The 21,125-nt window shown below is 58.8% G+C and carries 11 protein-coding genes; 8 read left to right on the forward strand and 3 right to left on the reverse strand.

Annotation, left to right across the window (positions count from 1 at the left end; translation table 11 throughout):
- Positions 1 to 51 precede the first annotated feature (51 nt).
- Entirely contained in the window at positions 52 to 1,989 is a 1,938-nt protein-coding gene (locus tag ACIOYV_RS22650) for a methyl-accepting chemotaxis protein (RefSeq protein ID WP_401327162.1), read from the forward strand.
- Between the two features lie 133 nt (positions 1,990 to 2,122).
- Here the strand turns inward: ACIOYV_RS22650 and ACIOYV_RS22655 are convergent, their stop codons facing one another.
- Positions 2,123 to 3,925: an acyl-CoA dehydrogenase gene (locus ACIOYV_RS22655; protein WP_401327165.1), complete on the reverse strand. Its 1,803-nt coding sequence runs from the start codon at positions 3,923 to 3,925 to the stop codon at positions 2,123 to 2,125.
- 258 nt (positions 3,926 to 4,183) lie between these two features.
- Positions 4,184 to 8,137, reverse strand: coding sequence for a trifunctional transcriptional regulator/proline dehydrogenase/L-glutamate gamma-semialdehyde dehydrogenase (gene putA, locus ACIOYV_RS22660; protein ID WP_401327168.1), 3,954 nt, complete (start codon positions 8,135 to 8,137; stop codon positions 4,184 to 4,186).
- 464 nt (positions 8,138 to 8,601) lie between these two features.
- Between putA and putP the strand changes: the two genes are divergently transcribed.
- The 7 genes from putP (at position 8,602) to ACIOYV_RS22695 (ending at position 20,242) form a co-directional block, all read left to right on the forward strand.
- Positions 8,602 to 10,086, forward strand: coding sequence for a sodium/proline symporter PutP (putP, locus tag ACIOYV_RS22665; RefSeq protein ID WP_163907921.1), 1,485 nt, complete (start codon positions 8,602 to 8,604; stop codon positions 10,084 to 10,086).
- A 358-nt stretch (positions 10,087 to 10,444) separates the two neighbouring features.
- Positions 10,445 to 12,463 (forward strand): type VI secretion system tip protein VgrG, encoded by a 2,019-nt coding sequence (locus ACIOYV_RS22670; protein WP_401327171.1) that lies wholly within the window; start codon positions 10,445 to 10,447, stop codon positions 12,461 to 12,463.
- On the forward strand, positions 12,453 to 13,190 hold the full coding sequence (locus ACIOYV_RS22675; RefSeq protein WP_401327174.1) for a DUF4123 domain-containing protein: 738 nt from the start codon (positions 12,453 to 12,455) through the stop codon (positions 13,188 to 13,190). Before ACIOYV_RS22670 ends, ACIOYV_RS22675 begins: the two co-directional genes overlap by 11 nt.
- A complete protein-coding gene (locus ACIOYV_RS22680) occupies positions 13,190 to 17,941 on the forward strand; it encodes an RHS repeat-associated core domain-containing protein (RefSeq protein WP_401327177.1) in 4,752 nt (1,583 codons plus the stop codon). Before ACIOYV_RS22675 ends, ACIOYV_RS22680 begins: the two co-directional genes overlap by 1 nt.
- Before the next feature lie 8 nt (positions 17,942 to 17,949).
- Positions 17,950 to 18,372, forward strand: a complete 423-nt coding sequence (locus ACIOYV_RS22685) for a hypothetical protein (protein WP_401327180.1) — start codon at positions 17,950 to 17,952, stop codon at positions 18,370 to 18,372.
- A 359-nt stretch (positions 18,373 to 18,731) separates the two neighbouring features.
- The gene (locus ACIOYV_RS22690) at positions 18,732 to 19,055 is read left to right on the forward strand and encodes a hypothetical protein (protein WP_054053232.1); all 324 of its coding nucleotides are present in this window, start codon (positions 18,732 to 18,734) and stop codon (positions 19,053 to 19,055) included.
- Positions 19,056 to 19,402: 347 nt separating this feature from the next.
- Positions 19,403 to 20,242 carry a 23S rRNA (adenine(2030)-N(6))-methyltransferase RlmJ gene (locus ACIOYV_RS22695; protein WP_223450924.1) on the forward strand — a complete coding sequence of 280 codons (840 nt, stop codon included), beginning with the start codon at positions 19,403 to 19,405 and terminating at the stop codon, positions 20,240 to 20,242.
- A 121-nt stretch (positions 20,243 to 20,363) separates the two neighbouring features.
- Here the strand turns inward: ACIOYV_RS22695 and msrA are convergent, their stop codons facing one another.
- Positions 20,364 to 21,011: a peptide-methionine (S)-S-oxide reductase MsrA gene (gene msrA / locus ACIOYV_RS22700; protein ID WP_054053236.1), complete on the reverse strand. Its 648-nt coding sequence runs from the start codon at positions 21,009 to 21,011 to the stop codon at positions 20,364 to 20,366.
- Positions 21,012 to 21,125: the final 114 nt, after the last annotated feature.

A 21,125-nucleotide genomic window follows, 5' to 3' on the forward strand; every position in this document is an offset into this window, starting at 1 on the left:
ATCGGCACGGCTGTTGCAGTGTTTCAGCCACTTATTCTTTGGGGGTGTTCCATGCAGTTCTGGCGACGCAGTATTCAATGGCAGTTGATCCTGAGTATGGGCACCGCCCTGCTGATCAGTATTCTGATCGTGGTTGGCGTTTATACCCTGGTGGTCAACCGCCTTGCCCAGAGTTATCTGGTCGAACAGGCGCTGCCGTCGAGCATCGAAGCGATGCGCAACGACATCGAGCGCATCCTCGTCCAGCCCCTCACTGCCGCCAAGGACATCGCCAGCAACAGCATGGTGCGCGACTGGTTGGCCGGGGGTGAAAACAGTGCCCAGACCGACACGTTCGTGAAGTATCTGGAAGGCATCCGCGCCGAGCACAAAGCCTTTACCGCGCTGATCGTCGGCACCGCTTCCAACCACTACCTCACCGAAAAAGGCCTGGACCGGACCCTCAGCCGCTCCAACCCCAAGGACGCCTGGTTCTATTCCTTTCTCGACAGCAACCAGCCGCGCACCCTCAATATCGACAATGACACCGCGACCGGAGAATTGGCGCTGTTCATCGACCTCAAGGTCGAGCAGGCCGGCAAAGTCGTGGGCGTTGCCGGGCTTGGGCTGAGCATGAAAGAGCTGTCGGAGCTGATCCACAACTTCAACTTCGGTGAGCGCGGCAAGGTCTACCTCGTGCGTTCCGACGGTTTGATCCAGGTTCACCCCGAGGCGCAATTCAGCGGTAAACGCACCCTGGCCGAGCAGATCGGTGCTCCGGCGGCGCAAGCGGTCATGGGTCAAAAAGCTGCCACCAACAGCAGCTTTGTTCGCGAGGGCGAAGATTATCTGGCGCTAAGCCTGCCACTGCGCGATCTCGGTTGGACCCTGGTGGCCGAAGTGCCACAGTCGCAGATCTACGCCGAGGCGCGTCGCGCCATGTGGATGAGCAGCGCGATCGGCCTCGCGGTGGCACTGGTGTGCCTGATGCTGGTGGTGTTGCTGGCTCGTGGGATGGTTCGACCGATCCGTCAGGTAACAGCGGCGCTGGTAGCTATCGGTAGCGGTGGTGGAGATTTGACCCACCGGTTAGATTCCAGCCGCGCCGATGAGTTGGGCGACCTGGCGCGGGGCTTCAATCGATTCCTCGAAAGTCAGCGCGACATGATCGGCGAAGTGCTGACCACCAGCGAGCGTCTGCGCACTGCGGTCGGCCAGGTGGCGAAGGTGGTCGATAACACCGCCGAGCGTTCCGGGCGTCAGCAGGAAATGACCGACATGGTCGCCACCGCCGTTCACGAGATGGGCCTGACCGTACAGGAAATCGCCCAGAACGCTGGCAACGCAGCGGTCGCTTCGCAAACCGCTCGCGATGAAGCGCTACAGGCCCGGGAAGTGGTCGGTGGTTCGATCCGCCATATAGAAAGCATGTCCGACGAAATCGGCGTCGCCGCCACGGCGGTGGGGGAGTTGGCGCATCAAGTGGCGTCGATCGACCAGGTGCTGGCAGTGATTCGCGGGATTTCCGAGCAGACCAACCTGTTGGCGCTGAACGCCGCGATTGAAGCGGCGCGCGCCGGTGACATGGGGCGCGGGTTTGCGGTGGTTGCGGATGAAGTGCGGACGCTGGCGCGACGGACCCAGTCTTCTACCGACGAGATTCAGCAAATGATCGGCAGCCTCAAGCAAGGCGCGGAAAATGCCGTGTCGTCGATGCATTCGGGGCAGGCGGCGACGGGTACTGGGGTTGAGTCGAGCCAGCGCACCGGGACGTCGTTGACCGCGATTACCGGACAGATCGAGCGCATCAGTGACATGAACCATCAAGTGGCGACCGCGACGGAAGAGCAGTCGGCGGTGACTGAAGAGATCAACCGCAACGTGCAGGGGATTTCCGATTTGGCGCGGGCGACGGCGGGGGAAGTCAGGGCTTGTCGTGAGGATTGCCAGACGTTGCAGCGATTGGCGGATGATTTGGCGCGGCAGATGGGTGGGTTCAAGTTGAGTTAAAAGATCAAGATCAAAAGATCGCAGCCTCGTTTCACTCGACAGCTCCTACAGGTTTACGCGGATCCCTTGTAGGAGCTGTCGAGTGAAACGAGGCTGCGATCTTTTTGTGGCCGTTACGTCAATCTACGATCGATCAAAACCACTCATCTTGCATGGTCAGGCACACATCATCCCGCGCCTCCAGAATCGCCAGCTCATGGTGGCAACCCGGCACCTCCCACGTCAGGAAATACCGCGCGGCCTGTAGCTTGCCTTTATAGAAGCTCACATCCGCCGCATTCCCTTTCGCCAACCCTTCTTCAGCGCGAATCGCCTGTTCCAGCCAGCGCCAGCCAATCACCGTGTGCCCGAACACTTTCAGGTACAGCGCCGAGTTCGCGAGGCTGCTGTTGACCTTGCCCTGGCCCAGATCGGTCAGCAGGCCGATGGTGACGGTTTGCAGACGCGCCACCAGTTTTTCCAACGGCTCACGCAGTGCAGTCAGTGAATCGTAGGCCTGGGCGCGTTCGGCGGTGTTGGCGATCAGCCGAATCAATTGCTTGAGCCCGGCGCCGCCGTTCTGCGCCAATTTACGCCCGAGCAAGTCCAGCGACTGAATGCCGTGGGTGCCTTCATGGATCGGGTTCAAACGGTTGTCGCGGTAATACTGCTCCACCGGATACTCGCGGGTGTAACCGTGGCCGCCGAGAATCTGAATCGCCAGTTCGTTGGCCTTCAGGCAGAACTCCGATGGCCAGGATTTGACGATTGGCGTGAGCAAATCCAGCAACTCATGGGCCTGCTTGCGCGCCTCTTCTGTTTCCAGAGTCGTGGTGTCATCGAACAGCCGCGCCGCGTAGAGCCCCAGATCGAACGAACCTTCGACGTAGGCTTTTTGCGTCAGCAGCATGCGCTTGACGTCGGCGTGTTGAATGATCGCCACCGGAGCGGTGTTCGGATCCTTGCTGTCCGGCACGCGGCCTTGTGGACGTTCGCGGGCATATTCCAGCGAGTACAGATACCCGGCGTAGCCAAGCATCACCGCGCCCATGCCGACGCCGATCCGCGCCTCGTTCATCATCTGGAACATGTAGCTCAAGCCGTAGTGCGGCTTGCCCACCAGATAGCCGACACATTCGCCGTTATCGCCGAAGTTCAACGCGGTGGAGGTGGTGCCGCGCCAGCCCATCTTGTGGAACAAACCGGCCAGCAACACGTCGTTGCGCTGGCCGAGGTTGCCGTCATCGTTGACCAGAAACTTGGGCACGATAAACAGCGAAATGCCCTTCACGCCGGCCGGTGCGTCCGGCAACTTGGCCAGCACCATGTGCACGATGTTTTCCGACAGTGGGTGATCGCCACCGGAGATGAAGATCTTGTTGCCCTTGAGTCGATAGGTGCCGTCAGACGCCGGCTCGGCGCGTGTACGAATATCCGACAGCGACGACCCGGCGTGAGGCTCGGTCAGCGCCATGGTGCCGAAGAAACGCCCGTCGATCATCGGTTGCAGGAAGCGTTGTTTTTGCTCTTCGGTGCCGAAGCTCTCGATCAGGTTCGCCGCGCCCATGGTCAGGAACGGATACGAGGTCGACGCCGCGTTGGCTGACTGGAAATGCGCAAAACAGGCCTGGGACAACAATGTAGGAAGTTGCATGCCGCCGGCGTCGAAACTGCGCGCGGCGTTGAGGAAACCGGCTTCGAGGAACGCATCCACCGCCGGTTTCACTTCAGGAATCAGAATCGCCTGACCGTTCTCATAGCGCGGCTCGTTCTCGTCGTTCTTGCGGTTGTGCGGCGCGAAGAACTTCTCGGCGATGCTGCGGGCGGTGCCGATGGCGGCGTCGAACGTCTCGCGATTGTGCTCGGCGAACCGCTCACGCTGGGTCAGGCCCTCGGCATCGAGGACTTCGTACAGCTCGAAAGCCAGATTGCGGGAACTGAGCAACGTCTCGGACATGTCGGCCTACCTTTTTTTGGAATGGACCGAGTCTAGGCGTGGGAATAAAAGCTGAACAGGATGATTGATGAGCGTGATGGTGGAGCAGCGCAACGACTTAGCAGGCGCCACAAAACAAATGTGGGAGCGAGCTTGCTCGCGATCGCGGCGTGTCATCCGACAAATGTATTGGATGACACACCGCGATCGCGAGCAAGCTCGCTCCCACAGGGATTATTGCTAAGCCAGACACCATTGCAGGTGCCCGGTTGATCGGTTTTAACCGATAGTCATCAAGCTCGCATTACCACCCGCCGCAGCCGTGTTAACACTCAACGCCCGCTCAATCACCAGACGCTCCAGCGCAATGTTGGTCTCGCCCTGGGACAAGCCGTGAACCCCGACAATCGCCCCGGCACGCTTGGCCACTTGCTGGCACACCGCGCGCAGCTGATCGGAATGGCCATGATGCAGAACCGCATCAAACACCACTTCGTCCTTGTTCCAGTCGGAAACCAGCTTGATCTTCGCCTGAATCTCCTTCGGCAGACGTGCGAACAATGCCTTGGTCACGTCAGCTTCCGGCCACACCGCCGAACCACCGACGGCCAACACCGCCGCCAGTTGCGTCAGCAGGTCGCCTTCGACTTCTGCCAGGCACAACACGTGTTCACGCGGCAGGATCGCGTAGCTGTTGCGCTCGCCGGTCGGGCCGGCCAGTACGCGGGTGATCCCGCTTTGCGATTGCGCGGCGAACTGCACGCACAGGGTGCTCAGGTCGGCGAACTGGTTGCTGTCGGCCCAGGTTTTCAGGGCAGTCAGCGACTTGCTCATGGCATCGCGCAAACGCACGTCCGGCGCAGCGATGGCATCACCGCGAGCGAAGGATTGTTCGATCGCATCCGTAGGACGTGTCGACAGCAGACGGTACAAGTACAGCGGACCACCGGCTTTCGGACCGGTGCCCGACAGACCTTCGCCACCAAACGGCTGCACGCCAACCACGGCGCCAACGATGTTGCGGTTCACGTAGACGTTACCGGCATTGACGTTGTCGATCACCTTGGCGATGGTCTCGTCGATGCGGGTGTGCACGCCCAGGGTCAGGCCGTAGCCGGAAGCGTTGATCTGGCCGATCAGTTGATCGATGTCTTTGCGTTTGTAGCGAACCACGTGCAGCACCGGGCCGAAGATTTCCCGTTGCAGTTCGTCGAAGCTTTCCAGTTCGATCAGGGTTGGCATCACGAAGGTGCCGCGTTTGACTTCTTCGCCGTCGGCGATGGCCACTTGGTACACGTTGCGACCTTTGTCGCGCATGGCCTGGATGTGTTTCTCGATGCCAGCCTTGGCTTCGGCGTCGATCACCGGGCCGATGTCCACGGACAGGCGCTCAGGGTTGCCGAGACGGCATTCAGCCATGGCGCCCTTGAGCATTTCGATGACACGGTCGGCGGAATCTTCCTGCAAGCACAGCACGCGCAGTGCCGAGCAACGCTGACCAGCGCTGTCGAACGCGGATGAAACCACGTCGATCACAACCTGTTCGGTCAGTGCCGAAGAATCGACGATCATCGCGTTCTGGCCGCCGGTTTCAGCGATCAGCGGAATCGGACGACCTTGTGCATCAAGACGACCCGCGACGTTACGTTGCAGCAAGCGAGCGACTTCAGTCGAACCGGTGAACATCACGCCTTTAACCCGATCGTCACCGACCAGGCGAGCGCCAACGGTTTCGCCACGGCCCGGCAGCAGTTGCAGCACGCCTTCCGGGATCCCGGCTTCGAGCAGCAAACGCACGGCTTGAGCCGCCACCAGCGGGGTTTGTTCCGCAGGTTTGGCCAGTACCGGGTTACCGGCAGCCAGTGCAGCGGCGACTTGACCACTGAAGATTGCCAGCGGGAAGTTCCATGGGCTGATGCAAACTACCGGGCCCAATGGGCGGTGGGCGTCGTTGGTGAAATCGTTGCGTGCCTGCACCGCGTAATAACGCAGGAAATCCACGGCTTCACGGACTTCGGCGATGGCGTTGGCGAAGGTCTTGCCGGCTTCGCGAGCCAAAAGGCCCATCAGTGGCTGGATCTCGCCTTCCATCAAATCGGCGGCACGTTCCAGGATCGCGGCGCGTTCGGCGGGCGGGGTGGCCTGCCAGATCGGCCCGGCATTCAGGGCGCACTGGATGGCGTTGTCGACGTCTTCGACGGTTGCTTCCTGTACATGACCGACTACGTCACGCAGATCCGACGGGTTCAGCACCGGCGCAGGAGTTTCAGTGCTGGAGGCGCAACCGAGCATCGGCGCGGCTTTCCAGTTGTTGTGTGCGGTGGCCAACAATGCGCAGGACAGCGACGCCAGACGATGTTCGTTGGCCATGTCGATGCCGCTGGAGTTGGCGCGCTCGGCACCATAAAGGTCACGCGGCAGCGGGATACGCGGGTGCGGCAGGCCGAAACCACCTTCCGTCGTCGCCATGCGCTCAATGCTGGCCACTGGATCGGCGACCAACGCCTGGATCGAGATGGACTGATCGGCGATCTGGTTGACGAACGAAGTGTTCGCCCCGTTTTCCAGCAGACGACGCACCAGGTACGCCAACAGTGTTTCGTGCGTCCCGACCGGTGCGTACACACGGCACGGACGGTTCAACTTGCCATCGGAAACTTTGCCTACAACCTGTTCGTACAGCGGTTCACCCATGCCGTGCAGGCACTGGAACTCGTACTGGCCGGGGTAATAGTTCTGACCGGCGATGTGGTAAATGGCCGACAGGGTGTGGGCGTTGTGCGTTGCGAATTGCGGGTAGATGACTTCCGGCACCGACAGCAATTTGCGTGCGCAAGCGATGTAGGAAACGTCGGTGTACACCTTGCGGGTGTAGACCGGATAGCCTTCCAGGCCTTCGACCTGGGCGCGCTTGATTTCGCTGTCCCAGTACGCGCCTTTCACCAGGCGGATCATCAGGCGATGACGGCTGCGACGAGCCAGGTCGATCACGTAGTCGATCACATACGGGCAACGCTTTTGATAGGCCTGGATCACGAAACCGATGCCGTTCCAGCCAGTCAGCTGCGGCTCGAAGCACAGGCGCTCGAGCAGATCCAGCGACAGCTCAAGGCGGTCGGCTTCTTCGGCGTCGATGTTCAGGCCGATGTCGTATTGCTTGGCCAGCAAAGTCAGCGACAACAGGCGCGGGTACAACTCGTCCATCACACGCTCGTACTGCGCGCGGCTGTATCGCGGGTGCAGTGCCGACAATTTGATGGAAATGCCCGGGCCTTCATAAATCCCACGACCGTGGGAGGCTTTGCCGATCGAATGAATGGCTTGTTCGTACGAGGCCAGGTACTTCTGGGCGTCGTGCTCGGTGAGTGCGGCTTCACCCAGCATGTCGTAGGAATAGCGGAAGCCCTTGGATTCGAACTTGCTCGCGTTGGCCAGGGCTTCAGCGATGGTTTCGCCGGTGACGAACTGCTCGCCCATCAGGCGCATGGCCATGTCGACGCCCTTGCGGATCATCGGCTCGCCGCTCTTGCCGATGATGCGGCTCAAGGACGACGTCAGGCCGGCTTCATTATGGGTAGCGACCAGTTTGCCGGTCAGCAACAAGCCCCAAGTGGCGGCGTTGACGAACAGCGACGGACTGTTGCCCAAGTGCGGATGCCAGTTGCCGGTGCTGATTTTGTCGCGGATCAGGGCGTCACGGGTGCCTTTGTCCGGGATGCGCAACAGCGCTTCGGCGAGGCACATCAGTGCTACGCCTTCCTGGGACGACAGGGAAAATTCCTGCAACAGGCCCTGAACAATCCCGGCACGGCCACCGGCGCTTTTCTGATTGCGCAATTTGTCGGCGATCGAGGAAGCGAGCTTGTTGGTGGCTTCGGCCATCGCCGCAGGCAGGCGTGCCTGTTCCATCAGCATCGGCACCACTTCCGGTTCCGGGCGACGGTATGCAGAGGTGATCGAAGCGCGCAGGACCGATTGCGGCAGGATGCTTTCGGCGAATTCGAGGAAGCACTGGTGGGCGTGATCGGCATGCACTTCGCCAGCGTCATCGGCGTCTTTGCCGGTCAAGCCACTCAGCTCGGTCAGGGTTGCACCACCCTCGAGTTTTTCCAGGTAATTGAAAATTGCCTGCTTGATCAGCCAGTGCGGCGTGCGATCAATCGAGGTCGCGGCGGCCTTGAGGCGCTCGCGGGTTGGGTCATCAAGTTTGACCCCAAGGGTGGTGGTAGCCATATTTTTATCCTCATGTTTGCCACGACCGCGTGGCATCAGCTGGCGGCAAGATTAGCTGTGCGCTGGTCGAGGTGCAACCGGGTGCAACCCTTTTTTTGTCGGAATAATAAGCGGCTCGTCAGGAATTAAATTCCGGTACGAACGTACCGCTCCTGCTTGGTGCTTTTACTTCTAGCAAACGAGCCTGACTGCCCTAAAAGGGAGCAAAAACAGGGCTTTTTCATGAAAATCGGACTAGGTGCAACTAATTCTCAAGAAACAGGTTGCACCTCATTTGCGTTGTTGAATAGGATTCGCGCCCAAGGTGCAACCGGTCAAAAAAGACAGGTGCACCGGCTGATGGCTTTCCTGGGGAAACATCAGTCATAAATGCGCGGGGCTGGAAATCGTTTCAACAAACGTTGTCGTTTGTCGGCGTTTCACACTTCGCCGCTACATAAAAACAAAGCCAGGGCACCACTCGAATGAGCGTAAGTAATCCAACACTGATCACGTTCGTGATCTACATCGCAGCAATGGTGCTGATCGGCTTCATGGCCTATCGCTCCACCAACAACCTTTCTGACTACATTCTGGGCGGTCGCAGCCTCGGCAGCGTGGTGACGGCATTGTCCGCCGGCGCCTCCGACATGAGCGGCTGGTTGTTGATGGGCCTGCCGGGCGCCATCTACATGTCCGGTTTGTCTGAAAGCTGGATCGCCATCGGCCTGATCGTCGGTGCTTATCTGAACTGGCTGTTCGTCGCCGGCCGTCTGCGCGTGCAGACCGAGCACAACGGCGATGCGTTGACCCTGCCGGATTACTTCTCCAGCCGTTTCGAAGACAAAAGCGGTCTGCTGCGGATCATCTCTGCCATCGTGATCCTGGTGTTCTTCACTATTTACTGTGCCTCCGGCATCGTGGCCGGCGCTCGTCTGTTCGAAAGCACCTTCGGCATGTCCTACGAGACTGCGCTGTGGGCCGGTGCTGCGGCGACGATTGCCTACACCTTCGTTGGCGGTTTCCTGGCAGTGAGCTGGACCGATACCGTACAAGCCACCCTGATGATCTTCGCCCTGCTGCTGACGCCGATCATCGTGTTGCTGGCCACCGGCGGCGTCGACACCACGTTCCTGGCCATCGAAGCGCAAGACCCAAGCAACTTCGACATGCTGAAAAACACCACTTTCATCGGCATCATCTCGCTGATGGGCTGGGGCCTGGGTTACTTCGGCCAACCGCACATCCTGGCGCGTTTCATGGCGGCGGATTCGGTCAAGTCGATCGCTAACGCTCGCCGCATCTCCATGACCTGGATGATCCTGTGCCTGGGCGGCACCGTCGCTGTTGGTTTCTTCGGTATCGCTTACTTCTCGGCGCACCCTGAAGTGGCCGGTCCTGTGACCGAAAACCATGAGCGCGTGTTTATCGAACTGGCGAAAATCCTCTTCAACCCGTGGATTGCCGGTGTGTTGCTGTCGGCCATTCTGGCGGCGGTGATGAGCACCCTGAGCTGCCAGTTGCTGGTGTGCTCCAGCGCCCTGACCGAAGACTTCTACAAAACCTTCCTGCGCAAATCCGCTTCTCAGGTTGAACTGGTCTGGGTCGGCCGCGCCATGGTGTTGCTGGTGGCCCTGATCGCGATCGCATTGGCCGCTAACCCGAACAACCGCGTGTTGGGTCTGGTCAGCTACGCCTGGGCCGGTTTCGGTGCCGCGTTCGGTCCGGTTGTGCTGATCTCGGTAATCTGGAAAGACATGACCCGCAACGGCGCATTGGCCGGCATCCTGGTCGGTGCAATCACTGTGATCGTCTGGAAACATTTCGAACTGCTGGGTCTGTACGAAATTATCCCGGGCTTCATCTTTGCCAGCCTGGCGATCTACATCGTCAGCAAGCTGGGCGCGCCGACCAAAGGCATGCTGATGCGCTTTGCTGCAGCCGAAGCGGATTTCCGCTTGAATAAGTGATGGGGAGGGGCTGAGGCTCTGATCTTTCGCTGACATAAAAACGGCCCGTCTCCTGTTGGAGGCGGGCCGTTTTTTTGCTTGCGGGAAAGAAATGGGTGTTATCGGAGCCGCCTTCGCGGGCAAGCCTCGCTCCTACAGGGTTCAGTTCGCGCAAACCTGTAGGAGCGAGGCTTGCCCGCGAAGGCGTCTTCAGCTGCAACACACTTCTTCCAAAGGGAAATGTCTGTAGCCAAATGCACTGATTCTTGAAGGAAAAATCCCTAAAAAAGTAGGGTAAATCTGATTTTCCTGACCTCCACTCAACCCTCCGTATTGCTCATGCAGAATCGCCCGCCTTCATTCTGCAGAGACACATCGGATGTTCGCGCCAGCCAATCAACCGCGTTTCACGTTGACCCTCGACGGTGTCCAGAATGAGCTCAAGGTGCTTGAGTTCACGGGCAAGGAAGCCATCAGCCAACCCTTTCGTTTCGACCTGGAACTGGTCAGCGAACAGCCGGACCTCGACCTTGAGAGCCTCCTGCATAGTCAGGCATTTCTGAGTTTTGACGGGGAGGGTTCCGGCATTCACGGTCAGATTTTTCGTGTCGGCCAAGGAGATTCCGGTAAACGTCTGACACGCTATCAAGTCAGCCTTGTCCCGCGTCTGACCTACCTCGGCCAGCGCATCAATCAAAGAATCTTCCAGCACCAGAGCGTGCCGGCGATCATTGCGCAAGTCCTCAAGGATCACGGGATCCAGCGCGATGCCTTTGAATTTCAACTCGGCAGCGACTACCCCGAACGTGAGTACTGCGTGCAATACGCGGAAAGCGATCTGGCGTTTATCCAGCGCCTGTGCGCCGAGATCGGCATTCACTTCCATTTCCAGCACAGCCCCGACGGCCATCTACTGGTGTTCGGCGACGATCAGACGGTTTTCCCGCGTCTGCCCGAGCCCACGCTGTATCTGCCTGGCAGCGGCATGGCCGCCACCGCCCCGGCGATCAAGCGTTTCAACGTGCGTCTGGAGACCCGGACGACAGCCGTGGCTCGCCGGGACTACGACTTCCGCAAACCTCGCCTGCCACTCGAAAGCCGCGTCGATAGCGAACAGCGCCCGGTGCTGGAGGACTACCACTTTCCCGGTCAATTCAGCGACCGTGAGTCCGGCAAGCAACTGACCCAGCGAGCCTTGGAACGTCATGGCGCGGATTACCGCCAGGCTGAAGGTCGCAGCGATCAATCGACACTGGCCAGCGGACATTTCCTGCAACTGGCCGAGCATCCGCGCCACGTCTGGAATGACCTGTGGCTGATCACTGAAATCGAACACCATGGTCGTCAGCCGCAAGTGCTGGAAGAGTCCGCCACCGACGACGGTGAATTCCAGGGTTATCGAAATACCTTTCTCGCAACGCCGTGGGACGTTTCGTTCCGACCACCACTGGGACCTGACAAGCCGCGCATGCTCGGCTACCAAGCCGCCGTGGTCACCGGGCCGAGCGACAGCGAAATCCACTGCGATGAATTTGGCCGGGTCAAAGTCCAGCTCGCCTGGGACCGTGACGGCCAACTTAACGAGCACTCCAGTTGCTGGTTGCGAGTCGCCACCGGTTGGGCACACGACCGTTACGGCAGCGTATTGATTCCGCGAGTCGGCATGGAAGTGCTGGTGGGTTTCATCGATGCCGATGCTGACAAACCGCTGGTGATGGGCTGCCTGCCGAACGCCGCGACGCCCGTTCCGCTGGACCTGCCCGCCGACAAGACCCGCAGCATTTTCCGCAGCCAGAGCAGTCCCGGCGGCGGTGGCTACAACGAATTGCGCATCGAGGATCGCAAAGGCGCCGAGGAAATTTACCTGCGCGCCCAGCGAAACTGGACCCAGCACGTGCTGAATGATCAACAGGTTCAGGTCGATAACGCCCGCAGCATCGTAGTCTCCGGCATCGCCCGGCACGAGATGAAGGCAGACGAACAACGCATCACCCATGGCCAGCGCCAGCGCCAGACCGAAATCAGGCAAGACGATCACCTGCTGGTGACCGGCGACCGGCACATCCGCGTGACCAATCAGGCGCTCAACGCCAGTCAGCAATTCCATGTCAGCGCCGGCCAGCAAGTAGTGATCGACGGCGGTGCCAGCGCAACCATTCAGGCGGGCGGGCAGTGGATCAATATCGGGCCGGCCGGGATTTTCAGTAGCGTGCCGATTATGGTCGGTGGCGCGCCAATGGCGGCCATGTCAGCCGTGGCGATTTCGGCGGATGTGCCTTTGAAGCTTGCCGCAGCCCCGGCGGCGTTGCTCAGTGCGGCGCAGATTCTGAGCCTGAAAGGTGATGCGCCGTTCTGTGAAGAGTGTGAGCGTTGCAAGGATGGTGTCTGTGCAGCCTGATCACTTTTCCCCTCGCGCCTGGTTGGAACAGCAGCCGCTGCAACCCTCGGAACGACTGTTCGCAATCTTCAGCAATGCCAGCGCGGCGGAGCCGTTCAAAGCTTGGCAGCGCTCGCTCACCGCTCAAGTACCGAACCCGATTTGGGCCGACACCGCCTACGCCGAGTGGGAAGCGGTGATGCCTTTTGTGGGAATCGTCGCCGTTGACGGTGGGTTTCTGGAATGGGTCGCCGCCACTGAATCTTGTGACTGGGGATGGTTGGCTATTTCGTCGGCCAGCCTGGACGCCGTGGTCGATCACTTGCGAAGCCTCACACAAGCCCTGCTGCCCAATAACGACAAGGTGTTTTTCCGTTTCTGGGACGGGCGCTATCTGCTTCCAATGTTGCAATCCACCGCTGTCGATACCGCGAAGCTGCTGCCGGTCATCGGGCGTTGCCTGATCAATGGCCGAGCGCTGGAAATCGGCGGTCGTGCGCTGAAAAGCTCCCAGGTTTTTCCGTGGTGGAACGTCCCCGAGGCATTGCTCGAAGAGCTCGCCGCGCAGTCTTCCATTACCCGAATCAACAACCTGTTGAAGTGGCTGAGCGAAGACCTTCCGGACCTGTTCGAGGCTTTTTCCGACAGCGTATTGCGACGCAAGGTCGCGAGTTTTCTTGAAGCGCAGAACCTGCCCCAAGCATCGAAACAGGCCTTGGTGGATTACCTGATGGCGGAGCTGAACTGATGGACCAGATTGTGCGCATCGAGCAGGAGCTCGACAGTTTCCCGAACACCCTTTCCCTCTACCGTGAACAGCTGAAGCACTGGTTGAGCCGGGCGGCGGACAAGGGAAGTCATGCCGCTGATTTGCCTTCGTTGATGGGGATGGAACGGATCGTTCGGTTCGGTCATTCCAGCACCATTGTGAGCAGTGGCGATGACGATTTTTCTTCTACTGTCGTGCAGTGTCCGAAGGGTGGGGCGCTGGAGATCGAGAGCAAAATTGAATCGGTTTATGACATCCCCGTGGGGAATATTCAGGTCGATGTGATTGCGTCTGAGAGCGGGGAGGTGACGCCGATCACGCTTGATGAACATGGCAAAGGGACGTTCAGAGGAGTCGAGGGCAAGTTTTACCGCATTCATGTTCACAGTGAGGTCACGCCGCAGCAAGTCGATGATCTTTTCTCTTCCTATGACGGTTTGACGACGCAGCTTGAAGGCTGGCTGCGTGATGAGTGGAAGACGTTTAAACCAAAGTGGTCGGAATCGTCTTCGGCTGCTGTAGGCAATGGATTGCTCGCGGGAAGTTGGGCCGCGATCGAGGGCGTGTGGGACGGCATCAGCCTGCTTTCGGACATTCTCAAGGACCCGGCCAAGTTCACAACGCAGTTGGGTGAGAGTGCCGCGGAGCTGGAGAAGCTTGCGAAAACTGCACCGGACGTCATGGAAAAAGCCCAGTTGTTGGCAAGTGACGAAGCGGCGCTATGCCTGCTGGTGCGCTCCGCCAGTCTCTGGCTGGACATGCTGCCACCGGGCGAAATCGCCGGCAAAACCGCCGAAGCCGTCTCGATGGTCGTGGTGCAGCTGTTGATCGACATCCTGATCGGCATCGTTCTTACGTTCGCCGGGGCGGGCGCCGGTATTGCTTATCTGACGATGCGTCTGGCGGACCGGGCCGCGCAGCTACTCAGTGCGGTTCTGCGTCTGGTGAAGGCGATCTTTTCGATCATCGACACCTTCATCAGCTACGTCGATCGCTACAAAAAAGTCGCCGTCCGAGGTATCGCCGCCGGCATGAAAAAAGGCCGGATGCAGTTGAACTGGGGCGCACGTCGCAACACTTCGTTGAAGAAAGACGAACACCACGACGACGCCCCCGACCAGGCGAAAAACCCCAACGGTGAAGCTGCCACTTGCGCGCCGTCGACTTGCAAGAATGGCTGCCCGGTGTCGATGGTTACCGGCGAAGAACTGTTGACGCTCACCGACGGCACGCTCGACGGAATTCTGCCGTTCAACTTCACCCGTCTCTACCGCACCAGCGCCGCCGAAATCGACAGCGGTCTTGGTTTCGGCTGGAGTCACACCCTCGCGCATCGCCTGGAAATCGACGGCGAAAACGTCGTCTGGATCGACCACGAAAACCGCCGCACCACGTTCCCGCTACCGAACACCGAACGCCCGGCGATTCATAACAGCCTGTCGCGTGCGGCGATTTACCTCGGCGAAGAACCTGACGAACTGATCCTCGCCCAGGGCGGCGAAGAAACCCGTTTCTACCACTTTCATAACGGTTTTCTGACAGCGATCAGCGACGGATACGACAACCGTCTACGCATTACCCGCGACCGCCAGGACCGGATCAAACGCCTCGACAACAGCGCCGGTCGCGCCCTGCTGTTGCGCTATGCCCGCAGCCATTTGATTGCTGTCGATTACCAGGTTTTTCGCCCCGCCCAGACCCTTGATGACGCCTGGCACACCGAACAAACGCTGGTCAGTTACGACTACGACGAGCGTGATCAACTGATTGCCGCCATCAACGCTGCCGGCGAAAGCGAGCGTTACGACTACGACGATCAACACGTGATCCTCCAGCGGCAATTGACCGGTGGGGCGAGTTTCTTTTGGGAGTGGGAAAGGTCCGGCAAGGCTGCGCGATGCGTCCGACATTGGGCGTCGTTTTCGCAGATGGACACGCGTTACGTCTGGGATGACGAAGGCAGCGTCACCGTTAAAAACATCGACGGCAGCGAAGAGGTTTACGTCCACGACGACCGGGCGCGATTGGTGCGCAAGGTTGAACTGGACGGCGGTGAACATCTCAAGTCCTACGACGACAGCGGCCGCCTGATTGCCGAGCAGGATCCGCTTGGGGCGGTCACGGAATATCGTTACGACGAAGTCGGACGCCTCGTGGCGCTGATTCCGCCGGAAGACGAGCCAACGGCCTACGAGTATCGCAACGGTTTCCTGCATGCGCGGTATCGCGGCGAAGCGGTGTGGACCTATCGGCGTAATGCCCAGGGCGACGTCACCGAGGCTGTCGACCCGGATGGACAAGTCACCCACTACTACTACGGCGCTCAAGGGCAGTTACTGACCATCCGCTACCCGGACACCAGTCGGCACATGTTCGTCTGGAACGGCTTGGGGCAACTGGTCGGAGAGACCTTGCCGGACGGCGGCCAACGGCAGTTCTCCTACGACGTGTTGGGGCGGCGGATTACCAGTCAGGACGAACATGGCGCTGTTACGCGGTATCAATGGGATGACATTGGCCGACTGATTCAGACGACTTTACCTACAGGCGCCACCCGCGTTTTTAGCTACAACGCCTACAGCCAGATCACCGCCGAGCAGGACGAAGTCGGTCGCGTCACTCGCTACGAATATGCCGACGACCTGCATCTGGTCAGCCGCCGCATCAACCCCGACGGCACTCAACTGAAGTATCGCTACGACAATGCGCAGCTGCTTCTGACCGAGATCGAAAACGAATCCGGCGAAAAATATCAGCTGGACTACACGCCCAATGGATTGATCCGACAGGAAACCGGATTCGACGGGCAACGCACGGCGTACGCCTACGACCTCAATGGGCAACTGCTGGAGAAAACCGAGTTCGGCGATGACGGTTCGACACTCATCACCGGTTACCAGCGGGACTCGGCCGGGCGCTTGCTGGTCAAGACGCTGCCCGACGGCATCAAGGTTGAATACCGCTATGACAGCCTCGGGCGCCTGGTCAGCGTTGATGATGGTCACGACCATCCACTGGAATTTTCCTACGACAAGCAAGACCGCCTCATCACCGAACACCAAGGCTGGGGCACCTTGCACTACAGCTACGACGCCTGCGGCCAACTCAAACGCCTGCGCCTGCCGGACAACAGCAAACTCGATTACCACCATGCCAAGGGCGGCGCACTGACGGCCATCGACCTCAATGGCGCGCAACTCACCACCCATCAGTTCCGATTCGGCCGTGAGCAACAGCGCCAACAAGGCCTGCTGCTTAGCGAATATGCCTACGACGATCAAGGACGCCTGAAGGCTCACGCCGTCAGTCAACAACGCCAACCGCTGTATCGCCGCGATTATGCCTACAGCGCCAACGGCAATCTCGACAGCATCGCGGACACCCGACATGGCCAGCGCAGCTATGTTTACGACGCACTGAACCGCCTGACCCGCGTTCGTCACACCCGCGACAACCCACCGGAAAGCTTCGCCCACGACCCGGCGGGCAACCTGCTGATGCAAGACCGTCCCGGTCTGGCCCGCGTAAAAGGCAATCGTCTGCTGATGCAGGGCGACCGCCACTACGACTACGACGCCTTCGGCAACCTCATCCGCGAACGGCGTGGCACGGCGCAAAAACTCGTCACCGAATATCGCTACGACTGCCAGCACCGGTTGATTACCGTCACTTTGCCGAATGGAAGTTGTGCGAATTATCGCTACGACGCCTTCGGCCGCCGCATCGCCAAAACCGTCGATGGAAAGACCACCGAATTCTTCTGGCAAGGCGATCAAGTTGTTGCCGAAAGCAGCCGCGAACATTACCGCAGCTATGTTTATGAACCTGGCACCTTCCGTCCGCTGGCCATGCTCGACGGCAAAGGCCCGCGCCAGGCCTGTCCCTTCTACTACCAACTTGATCATCTCGGCACACCGCAGGAACTGACGGATTTTGGTGGCGAGATTGTCTGGGCGGCGAAGTACAACGCTTACGGAAAGGTCACCGGCCTGACCCATGGCGCGGGTGAACAACTTGAACAGCCGTTGCGGTTTCAGGGGCAATACTTCGACGCCGAGAGCGGCCTGCACTACAACCGGCATCGGTACTATGATCCGGAGATTGGCCGGTACCTGACGCCTGATCCGATCAAGTTGGCGGGTGGGCTGAACCAGTACCAGTACACGCCGAATCCGACGGGGTGGGTTGATCCGTTAGGGCTGAGCTGCCCGCCACCGGATAAGTCGGATTGTAAGGTACCGGGGGATACGACTGGCGCTAGGGTTGATGAGGGTGAGCCTGAGTTACCGAAGCCTAAGTTAAGTGCAGCGGAGCTTGCCGAGAATGAAATTAGACGGTTGGATAAAAGCCAGGGTATGCATATGGTGGGGAAACATAGTCCAGCGGTACCAGATGCCAAATGGAAGCAGCGAGCTATTGATGGTACGGATCCGATAACAGGTAGAAGACCTTGGCACCAACGTGGTAATCCAAGCTCCAGATTTAGCAGTTGGGAATTAATGCTCGAGGCTTACACTCTTGCAACAACGAGGACAAAACAGGGCCTGCCTCAATTTACTGGGATAGACCGTGAGGGCAACGACATTGTCAGAATGGAGCTGCCGGGTGCCGGAGAAGGGTACGTACCAAATGCTAATTCAAAAGAAAATCCGAGGCTTATTAGTTTGAACGGCTTCGAGATGAAGTTTGATGATAAAGGCATACCGTTTACGTTGTATCCGATTAAATGAGGCGAGTTATGTTTATTGATCTTGGTACTGGGCAGCCATATATTCCTACACCTTCATATTTTTTGGGGTGTTTCGATATTTATGATCGTGAAGAAACACTTGGAGAGGAGCTGGAGAAGTTTGATCCGAACGATCCTGCGGACAGAGAAGAATTAATAATAAAATATTGTCTGGTTAGAAATCGTACCTATCGACATCGTTTTTTGCTTTATAAATGCCTGGAGAAGGCGCTTCAGGATAAAAGCTATGATTTTCAGTCGCTTTTTAAATATGACCCAGAGGCGTATTCCTCATTTCCATGTGGATGGGATGAAATGGAAAATACCAAAGTTTTTTTTGAAGATATTTATCGATTGGCAACTGTCGAGTGGAGAGAAGACCTTCAAAAGGCAAGTCTTGAGGATCAATCCACTTGGGTAACGCTCGGTTAACCGCCGGTCTAGCGTGCAGCGAAATTTCCGGACAAGCCCATCGGAAGTTTCCTTCAAGCTGTGGCGGCTTCCATGAACTGGTGCGCAGTGAGATCGATGGATAGTCTTTGGCTGTCGCTGCGAAAGCAGTGGCAGGGCGTAGGAACCCTTGGATATTCACCGCGCATCTGCGCTGTCGTCTGATTGCGGCACTTAATTCGTGTCCGTAAGATTGTTCGCGGCGGTTGTGTGCGGGACACGCTTCGGTGTGGCTGAGTTTGGTGGATTTCCTCAGTTTCCTACTCCCGTGCACGGCTGCCACCCAAGCCCGTAGGAAAGGCCGTTGGTAGCTTAAATTTATCCACCAAGGTCTATAAACAATGAAAACTCTTCACCCCGATCCACCCTACGAAAAACCAGTCCCCCATCCCGATAATCGCTACATGGCACTCACCAGCAATTGCAGTGAAATGCCCACCTTGTTCGTCGACACCCACGCCCCGCTCGATGTTTTGTGTGACGCTGCCGGCTATCGAATCCGTGCCGTTACCCAGGTGCTTGAGAACCTGTCCATGCGCGGCTCGATTGAGTGTGATTCGATGATTCTCAGTGACTTTGCGTTGCTTTGCGCCATTCCGTTGCGGGATGGGTGTGATGTGCTGGATGTGCTTGGGAAGCGGTTGCGGGCTCGGTCGCCGGAGTAGCGGCGAAGGGCTTTTGTGGCGAGGGAGCTTGCTCCCGTTGGGCTGCGTAGCGGCCCCAAAGACTGCGACTCGGTTTTGTCAGGTATACCGCGGGGCTTGGTTTGGCGACTGCTTTGCAGTCGAACGGGGGCGAGCCCCCTCGCCACAGGGGGTTGTGGTGGTCTCTGATTTTTTGGGGCCGCTTCGCAGCCCAGCGGGAGCAAGCTCCCTCGCCACGAGGGCAAGATCAAAAAGATCGCAGCCTTCGGCAGCTCCGGGGGAATTACCGCGTGAACTGCCGCTCAGCCACCAACCCCTGACGTTAGGCTCGGTACAAGGTAAACTTCCCGGCCTTCGCAGGAGCAATCATGAATTATCGTCACGCCTTCCATGCCGGCAATCACGCCGATGTGTTCAAACACCTGACTTTGACCCGCCTCATCGCCTTGATGTCGCGCAAGGAGCAGCCGTTTGCCTATCTCGACACTCACGCCGGTATTGGTCTGTATGACCTGCAGGGTGATCAGGCGAGCCGTACCGGTGAGTATCTGGAAGGGATCGCGCGGTTGTGGGATCAGCCGGATCTGCCGGAATTGACCGCCGATTACATGAAGGTGTTGCACGACATGAACCCGGATGGCCAGTTGCGCTATTACCCGGGGTCGCCGGAACTGGCGCGGCGCCTGACGCGGCCGCAGGATCGGGTGATGCTCAACGAGAAGCACCCTGAAGACGGCGTGCTACTCAAGGACAACATGGCCGGTGATCGTCGGGTGAAGGTTCACCTGGGCGAAGGCTGGCATGTGCCTCGGGCGATGTTGCCGGTGCAGGAGAAGCGCGCTGTGATGTTGATTGATCCGCCGTTCGAGCAGCTCGATGAGATGCAGCGTTGCGCGGCGTCGCTGAAAGAGGCGATTGGGCGGATGCGCCAGACGGTGGCGGCGATCTGGTACCCGGTGAAGGACCAGCGCATGTTGCGTCGTTTCTATCAGGACCTGGCCGGCACGGGCGCGCCGAAGTTGTTGCGCGTGGAGTTGTTGGTGCATCCGCTGGATACGCCGAACAGCCTGAATGGCTCGGGGTTGGCGATTGCGAATCCGCCGTGGGGCCTGGAAGAAGAATTGCGTGAGCTGCTGCCGTGGTTGTCCAAGAAGCTTGGGCAGACTCAGGGTGGGTGGCAGATGGATTGGTTGATTGCCGAAAGTTGATTGTTGATCAAATGCATCTATGGCGTCTGACCTGACGCCTTCGCGGGCAAGCCTCGCTCCTACGGATCACACCGATTTGTAGGAGCGAGGCTTGCCCGCGAAGCTTTTCAGCGTCCGAAAATCAGATCGGGCAAGTCACGCCTGTACCGCCGATCCCGCAATACCCTTCAGGGTTTTTCGCCAGGTATTGCTGGTGATAGGCCTCGGCGAAGTAGACCGTCGGGGCTTCTTCGATTTCGGTGGTGATGGTGCCTTTGCCAGCCTTGGTCAACTCGGCCTGGAACACTTGCTCGCTGTGTTTGGCGGCGGCCAGTTGAGTCGGGTTGGTGGCGTAGATCACCGAGCGGTACTGGGTGCCGATGTCATTGCCCTGACGCATGCCTTGGGTCGGGTTGTGCAATTCCCAGAACATCTTCAGCAGCTCTTCGTAGCTGACTTTTGCTGGTTCGTAGACCACCAAGACCACTTCGCTGTGACCAGTCAGGCCGGAGCAGACTTCTTCATAGGTCGGGTTCGGGGTAAAGCCGCCGGCGTAACCCACTACCGTGCTGACCACGCCTTCGCGCTGCCAGAACTTGCGCTCGGCGCCCCAGAAACAGCCCAGGCCGAAGATTGCGAAATCCACGTCCATGGCGAAAGGGCCCAGCAGCGGTGCATCGTGAACGAAGTGTTTTTCCGGCAGGTTCATCGGGGTTTCACGGCCGGGCAGAGCTTGTTCTTTAGTCGGGAGCACGTTTTTGTTCACCAGAATTTCCGAGCGCAAGACCATCTTCAGTCCCCTCAGTCAGGTTGAATGTAAATTGTCAGACACGCAGTTTGCCCAAATATCCCTGTGGGAGCGAGCTTGCTCGCGATAGCGGTGTATCTGAGACATGAATGCTGA

It is taken from the genome of Pseudomonas sp. NPDC087342 (assembly GCF_044744265.1).
Lineage (GTDB): Bacteria > Pseudomonadota > Gammaproteobacteria > Pseudomonadales > Pseudomonadaceae > Aquipseudomonas > Aquipseudomonas nunensis.

Bases quoted from the DNA above. Each gene is read 5' to 3' on its own strand.
- putA (WP_401327168.1), bottom strand. From the start codon at position 8,137: ATGGCTACCACCACCCTTGGGGTCAAACTTGATGACCCAACCCGCGAG.
- ACIOYV_RS22690 (WP_054053232.1), top strand. From the start codon at position 18,732: ATGAAAACTCTTCACCCCGATCCACCCTACGAAAAACCAGTCCCCCAT.
- ACIOYV_RS22670 (WP_401327171.1), top strand. From the start codon at position 10,445: ATGTTCGCGCCAGCCAATCAACCGCGTTTCACGTTGACCCTCGACGGT.
- ACIOYV_RS22650 (WP_401327162.1), top strand. From the start codon at position 52: ATGCAGTTCTGGCGACGCAGTATTCAATGGCAGTTGATCCTGAGTATG.
- ACIOYV_RS22685 (WP_401327180.1), top strand. From the start codon at position 17,950: ATGTTTATTGATCTTGGTACTGGGCAGCCATATATTCCTACACCTTCA.
- ACIOYV_RS22695 (WP_223450924.1), top strand. From the start codon at position 19,403: ATGAATTATCGTCACGCCTTCCATGCCGGCAATCACGCCGATGTGTTC.
- msrA (WP_054053236.1), bottom strand. From the start codon at position 21,011: ATGGTCTTGCGCTCGGAAATTCTGGTGAACAAAAACGTGCTCCCGACT.
- putP (WP_163907921.1), top strand. From the start codon at position 8,602: ATGAGCGTAAGTAATCCAACACTGATCACGTTCGTGATCTACATCGCA.
- ACIOYV_RS22655 (WP_401327165.1), bottom strand. From the start codon at position 3,925: ATGTCCGAGACGTTGCTCAGTTCCCGCAATCTGGCTTTCGAGCTGTAC.
- ACIOYV_RS22680 (WP_401327177.1), top strand. From the start codon at position 13,190: ATGGACCAGATTGTGCGCATCGAGCAGGAGCTCGACAGTTTCCCGAAC.